General features: G+C 58.3%; 2 protein-coding genes, 1 tRNA gene and 1 pseudogene. 2 read left to right on the forward strand and 2 right to left on the reverse strand.

Translation table 11 applies throughout. The features are described 5' to 3' along the window. Positions 1-76, forward strand: a tRNA-Gly gene (locus AC3WMT_RS30790). Between the two features lie 204 nt (positions 77-280). Beyond that, on the forward strand, positions 281-1,642 hold the full coding sequence (locus tag AC3WMT_RS30795; RefSeq protein ID WP_103307427.1) for an MATE family efflux transporter: 1,362 nt from the start codon (positions 281-283) through the stop codon (positions 1,640-1,642). Positions 1,643-1,696: 54 nt separating this feature from the next. On the opposite strand, the gene AC3WMT_RS30800 is transcribed toward AC3WMT_RS30795, so the two are convergent. Continuing rightward, a complete protein-coding gene (locus AC3WMT_RS30800; protein ID WP_103307426.1) occupies positions 1,697-2,335 on the reverse strand; it encodes a LysE family translocator in 639 nt (212 codons plus the stop codon). Between the two features lies 1 nt (position 2,336). Next, a pseudogene (locus AC3WMT_RS30805) lies at positions 2,337-2,488 on the reverse strand (2OG-Fe(II) oxygenase); the annotation flags it as partial.

Below are 2,488 nucleotides of genomic sequence, written 5' to 3' on the forward strand. Positions count from 1 at the left end.
GCGGGAATAGCTCAGTTGGTAGAGCACGACCTTGCCAAGGTCGGGGTCGCGAGTTCGAGTCTCGTTTCCCGCTCCAAATTCACAAAAACGCCGCTCAGTGATGAGCGGCGTTTTTGTTTGTGCGTTTTTTGTGTTTCTGCCCTCTGTTACAAATCTCCTACAGCGAAAACGAAAAATCCGGAAGCGTCCGACAGCCAGCGCAAGGTTGATTCTGGGATAACGATCCCGTCGTCGGCTCCCGTGGCCGATCCCGTTTATCGCCTCTCAGGATCTTCTCTTAATGTCATTGATATCTGCATCTCGTGGCGCTCTGCCCGAGGTTCGTGCAACGGCGCTTCTGGCGCTGCCGTTGGTCGTGGGGCACGTGTGTGCCGGATTGATTGCCTTCGTTGACAATCTCATTGCCGGCAATCACGGCACAGACACCTTGGCCGCCGTGACGCTGGGCACCGCGCTGCTGTGGCTGCCGATGCTGGTGCCGATTGGCACGTTGATCGCGCTAACGGCCTCGGTGGCGCGTTTGTCTGGCGCTGATCGCCTGTCTGAGATTGGCCCGATTTTTCGCCAGGCTTTGTGGCTGGCGTTGTCGATGGGCCTGCTGATGTTCGTCTTTCTGAGTATCGCGCCGGTGCTGCTGGAGCCTGCCGGCATCGCCGAGGAGATGATTCCCGGGGCGCAGGCCTTTTTGCACGCGGTGCGTTGGGGGAGTCCGGCGCTGACGTTGTTTTTCTGCATGCGCTATTTATGCGAAGGGATGCACTGGATGCGCCCGACGATGATTTTCAGCTTCGGCGGGCTGTTGGTCCTGGCACCTCTGGGGTATGTGCTGACCAACGGCAAGCTCGGGTTTCCCGAGTTGGGCGCGCAAGGTCTGGGCATCGCGTCGGCGATCATGATGTGGCTTCAGGCACTGCTGTTTGCCGGGTATCTTTGGTACGGCAAACGTCTTGCGCATTTGCAGCTGTTCGCCCGTTTCGATCCGCCATGCCGTGCGGCAATCGCCGATTTGTTGAGGACGGGCATGCCGATTGGCATTGCCATCCTGATGCAGGGCAGTCTGTTTATTGTCACGTCGTTGTTGATCGGGCGGCTGGGATCGACTTTTCTTGCAGCGCATCAGATTGCGGTGAACCTGGCTCAGTTGTGTTTCATGATCCCGGTCGCCGTGGCCGAGGCGACGACAGTACGCGTCGGGCATGCATTGGGGCGCGGTGATTTCAAGGGTGTCAGGCAGGCCGCATGGGCGGGGTGTGTCATCGTCCTCGCGGCCCAAAGTGTGTCGGTGCTGATACTGCTGTTGGGCAATGAAGCGATCGCCAGTTTGTACAGTTCGGACATCGCCGTGACCGCGTTGGCCTCGACGCTGTTGTTATACGCCGCAGCACTGCAATTTCCCGACGGTTTGCAGATGTTGTCCGCCGGCGCGTTGCGCGGTTTGCAGGACACTCGCATACCCATGTGGATCGCGATCTTTTGCTATTGGGGAGTGGGCGTACCGCTGGGTGTCGGATTGGCCTTTGGCCTGGAGTGGGGTCCGCAAGGCATCTGGTCAGGTCTGATTACCGCGTTGACGCTGGCAACAGTGTTGATGGGCTCGCGGTTTATTCATAGCAGTCGGGTCAGGTTAGCGCCCGGCAGTTGAAATGAAAAAGGCCCGCCGATGAAAGTCGGCGGGCCTTTTGCGTTGTAGGGCAAATTACCAGGACAGCATCAGTCGACCGGCAAACAGAATCAGCACCACGCCCATCGTGCGTTCGAACCAGTGGCCCATGTGCATGAACAGCAAGCGCACTTTGTTGCTGGAGAAAAACAGCGCGACGATCACGAACCACAACGCGTTCACAAAGCACATCCACAAGCCATAAAACGCCTGGATCTGCAGCGGCGTACTGGCGCTGATGATCGTGGTGAAGATCGCCAGAAAAAACAGCGTGGCTTTGGGGTTGGTGGCATTGGTCAGAAAACCGGTGCTGAAGGCTTTGAACAAGGTTTGTTCAGCGACCGGCTCATCGGTGCCTTTGTCACCTTCAAGTGTCGATTTCGGTTTGCTGCGCAACAGGCTGACACCCAGATACAGGATGTAGGCACCGCCAATCACTTTGGCGACCGTCAGCAACCACGGGGTGGTGTGCATCAATGCGCCAACGCCGAGCAACGTATAGAGAACGTGTACGGAAATTCCCGCACCGATGCCCAGCGCCGTGCAGATTCCCACCAGTCGGCCAAAGCGTACGCTCTGGCGAATGGTCACGGCGAAGTCCGGGCCGGGAGCGACCACGGCGAGGAAATGAATGGTGGCCAGCGCCAGAAACTCGCCCAGGTAATTCGATAACATCTCAGCTCCAGAAAGTCAGGGGTGAAGCATTGCCGCGATAGCCGACAAAGAAGGACAGGCTCAGGCGCGGATCCGCCACACCCGGCGTCACCGAGTGCATGCAGCGCGAATTGAACATGATGAAATCGCCGGGTTCGGGGCGCACCTCAAGGG

The sequence above is a fragment of the Pseudomonas sp. FW305-7 genome (assembly GCF_058786735.1).

What these genes read in the sequence shown, in the direction of transcription:
- AC3WMT_RS30800 (WP_103307426.1), bottom strand. Translation starts at nt 2,335, where the DNA reads ATGTTATCGAATTACCTGGGCGAGTTTCTGGCGCTGGCCACCATTCAT.
- AC3WMT_RS30795 (WP_103307427.1), top strand. Translation starts at nt 281, where the DNA reads ATGTCATTGATATCTGCATCTCGTGGCGCTCTGCCCGAGGTTCGTGCA.